Here is a 3536-nt window from a genome sequence, read left to right as displayed (position 1 = left end):
GAAGATTGCAGCGCCTGTTGTAACCCTATTCATTTAAATATGCATATTGACTATGCACGAAATAAACTAGAGTTACATGTAGACAGTGACGACGAGCAAATATTTTAACCCTGTTGGCTTAGGTAACTTTCAACGGTATTTATAATAGTGTAGGTTTGTTGATCAACCTCAATGTTAAGCGTGTCACCTAGTTGTGCAGCGCTCAAATTAGTAATTGCCAGGGTTTCTGGAATGAGGTGTAACCAAAACCCGTGCTCATCAACATTACCTACCGTTAAGCTGGCACCATTAATAGCCACAAAGCCTTTATATAACACATATTTTTGCCATTGCTTTGGAATGCTTAGTTGCATTTTTACGTTATTTTGCTGTTTAACAATTTGCTCTATGCTGGCAACACAATGAATATGCCCCGACACAATATGCCCGCCAAGCTCAGTGCCAAATGTCACTGAACGCTCATAATTCACTAAACTACCTTGCTTAAGCTTACCTAGGTTAGTGAGCGCAAGTGTTTCGTCAATCACATCAAAATATACTTGCGCCTGATCATTATTTGCAGTTTCAACTACTTTCACTACGGTTAAACAACAGCCATTAATTGCAATACTCGCTCCTAAGTTTAACTGCGCCACATAAGGAGTATTCACTGCGATTATTAAACGCATAATGCCATCAGTATTTGTCACTGACTCAACTGTTGCTTGAGTTTGTATAATTCCTGTAAACATAAAATCTCTTAATTTTTACAAAGTTAGTGGCTGTTAAGCCTTTCAAAGTTCACCGCCCTAGTTTAACGTATCACGCGATAAAATCATGTGCTTTTAATAGTTTTCGAGATAGCGTGGTACAAGCCAATAGATTACAATTGGATCCCGTATTATTTATTAGCTGTTTTATATGAGATTTAGTAATTGGGAAGCTAAACGCTTACTTTCCCTTGCCATTCCCGTTTTTTTAGCTCAAGTTACCCTCGTGTTAATGTCTGTTGTCGATACCATTATGGCCGGACAAGTCAGTCCAACCGATTTAGCGGCGTTATCGATTGCCACCGGTATTTGGAATCCACTATTACTTGCGCTGCAAGGTATTTTATTGGCGTTAACAGGGGTTATTGCCCAGTTCGCCGGCGCCAACGATAAAAAGGGGATCAGCCATTACTTTCAACAAGCATTATATTTAACCGCTATTTTATCTGTTGCGGGGTTTAGCATTGCCCAGTTTGCCGATATTGTTATTTTAAAGCTAGATACCAGCCCTGCCATTGCCAGTTTAGCCAGTGACTATATTCGCTTTGTGAAGTGGGGTGTATTTGGCTTTTTGATCTTTACCGTGTATCGCAATGTTACCGAAGGGATGGGCATGACCAAACCGGCTTTTTATATTAGCCTATTAGGGCTTGCGGTTAATATTCCTGTTAACTATATTTTTATTAATGGCTTATTTGGCTTACCTGCCTATGGCGGCGCAGGTTGTGGTATTGCAACCGCTTTAGTACTCACCGTTATGGCAACCGCCCAAGTTATTTATTGCCAAATGAGTAAAAAAATTGATGCTAAAGGACTGATGACGCCATTTGAAAAACCTAACCTCACCACCATTGGCATACTAACCAAGTTAGGTGTGCCTATTTCATTAGCCACCTTTTTTGAGGTTACCTTGTTTGCCTGTATTCCGTTATTTATCGCCCATTTAGGTGCCGTTGCCGTATCCGGACATCAAATCGCTGCCAGTGTCACCACCTTATTATTTATGATGCCCCTGAGCCTTTCTATTGCGATTAGTATTCGCATCGGTAACTTATACGGGCAAAACCACTTACAAGAGTTAAAAGTTGCGGTATCAACCAGTTATATTCTTGCTGCGGTGATTGCGCTGTTCATTGCTACCACCACCTTTTTTGGCCGTGACTTAATTAGTCAACTTTATAGCGATAGCCCAGCAGTGCTAGCATTGGCCTCTTCTATTATGATTTTAGCGTGTATTTACCAATTACCGGATGCATTACAGGTGGCAGCAAATGGCATATTGCGCGGCTTAAAATACACCGCACCGATTTCCTATATTACCTTTATTTCTTACTGGTTAGTGGGTTTTGCGCTTGGTTTTGTATTAGCGAGAACCGACTTAATTGTACCGGCAATGGGCCCCCACGGCTTTTGGTTAGGTATTATAGTAGGTTTAACCTTAGCCGCAGCACTACTCATGTACACAGTACATAGGCGCTTTAAACGTGAACCATCCTTGCAAATTTAGCTCTCTGTTAATCACACCACTACCAATACGCTGTTTATTGGTAGTGTGTTTGTTATTGCTCAGTGGCTGCAGCAAACAACCCAGCGACACCTATCACACCTACGTGGCGCGACTTGCCAATATACTCCAACAACAGCCGCCACGCAGCCTCCCATTACAGCAACTAAGGTTAACGACACCTGCGGCGATAGAAGAGCCCAGCGATACCTTAAGTATTTTGCAGCTTGCTAGTTTGAGTCACTGCCAGTTAGGCGGGTTAATCAGTGAGCGTAATAATCAACTAGGGAAAACAGCCACTGCCGCCAGCACCTTTAAATACCAAGTTGAGTTTATCCAAAGCGCCGCGCAATGTTTACAAACATTAAATAGCACAAGCACTATTTATAATACCATCGCCAGTGCCACTGCATATAAACAACGCTATTTAATGCATTACTTTAATAGCATGCTGTTTAAAGAGCCCGAATTGAATCAAACATGGCAGTTAACCAGCCGCGAATTAAGCACCGCAGCCGCAGGCTACAGCGATACGCTTGCAGCCATGACAACATTGGTGGCTATCAAACAACACATAGCAGCCCAGCAATTCTCAGCAATTGATACCCACGCATTATTCAATGCGCTAGAGCAACTAAATAAGTATCGGTTTAATCAACTGTTGATACAGTCAGCCCGCACACAAATCGCGTTAAATGATCGCGCCAGTCAGTTTTTACGCTCGGTCGATATAGCGACGCTATGCCCTAAAGGTAAAAGTAATCAATCAGCGCAAATACTCAGTAATATCTTTAAAAAGTTTTACCTTGCTGATATCCAGCCTTACCAAGCACAGCTCACAGGTTATTTAGAAACACTGCAGCCATTGTATACAGAGCTATGGTTTAAACAGCCTATTAGCAGTGAGCCAATAAATACCCTCCTCGCCTTCGAACAAAACAGTAACTTATTGAAGCAACTAAAAAGTTCAGCAAAAAATCATGTGGTATGGTGGCAAACATTTTATAAAACGTGTGAAATAAACCCAATATGAATAAAAAAACGGCAAATAAACTGAAAAACACTAAAGGTGCTTGATCCTGCTCTCGTCACGCTATATATTAGCGACCGCTGGTAATTAACTTTACCGCATCTTAAATCGGTAATACGACTGTAGCTCAGTTGGTTAGAGCACTACCTTGACATGGTAGGGGTCGGTGGTTCGAATCCACTCAGTCGTACCAAATTTATTCCATACTTAACGAATAAATTATATTTAAGAACTCACTATTATACGACTGTAG

4 protein-coding genes and 1 tRNA gene are annotated in these 3536 nt (G+C 41.4%); 4 read left to right on the top strand and 1 reads right to left on the bottom strand.

Annotation, left to right across the window (positions count from 1 at the left end):
• The coding region (locus tag ABYB02_RS15640; protein WP_372763324.1) for a CPXCG motif-containing cysteine-rich protein at positions 1-108 on the top strand (108 nt) is incomplete at its 5' end.
• Here ABYB02_RS15640 and ABYB02_RS15635 read toward each other — a convergent pair.
• Positions 105-731, bottom strand: a complete 627-nt coding sequence (locus tag ABYB02_RS15635) for a riboflavin synthase subunit alpha (protein ID WP_372763323.1) — start codon at positions 729-731, stop codon at positions 105-107. The two genes, ABYB02_RS15640 and ABYB02_RS15635, sit on opposite strands and share 4 nt — an antisense overlap.
• A 169-nt stretch (positions 732-900) precedes the next feature.
• On the opposite strand from ABYB02_RS15635, the gene ABYB02_RS15630 reads away from it, so the two are divergent.
• The 3 genes from ABYB02_RS15630 to ABYB02_RS15620 all read left to right on the top strand — a co-directional run bounded on the left by ABYB02_RS15630 (position 901) and on the right by ABYB02_RS15620 (position 3476).
• On the top strand, positions 901-2256 hold the full coding sequence (locus tag ABYB02_RS15630) for an MATE family efflux transporter (RefSeq protein ID WP_372763322.1): 1356 nt from the start codon (positions 901-903) through the stop codon (positions 2254-2256).
• Complete coding sequence (locus ABYB02_RS15625) at positions 2234-3286, top strand: DUF3080 family protein (protein ID WP_372763321.1); 1053 nt, start codon at positions 2234-2236, stop codon at positions 3284-3286. Before ABYB02_RS15630 ends, ABYB02_RS15625 begins: the two co-directional genes overlap by 23 nt.
• Before the next feature lie 113 nt (positions 3287-3399).
• A tRNA-Val gene (locus ABYB02_RS15620) sits at positions 3400-3476 on the top strand.
• Positions 3477-3536: the final 60 nt, after the last annotated feature.

Origin of the sequence: Pseudoalteromonas sp., assembly GCF_041613455.1 — a bacterium.
In the GTDB taxonomy this organism is placed as follows: Bacteria; Pseudomonadota; Gammaproteobacteria; order Enterobacterales; family Alteromonadaceae; genus Pseudoalteromonas.
This window is presented reverse-complemented; position numbering and strand designations above follow the sequence as displayed.

Excerpts from the sequence above, each read along its gene's own strand:
- ABYB02_RS15630 (WP_372763322.1), top strand. The coding sequence starts at position 901 with ATGAGATTTAGTAATTGGGAAGCTAAACGCTTACTTTCCCTTGCCATT.
- ABYB02_RS15635 (WP_372763323.1), bottom strand. The coding sequence starts at position 731 with ATGTTTACAGGAATTATACAAACTCAAGCAACAGTTGAGTCAGTGACA.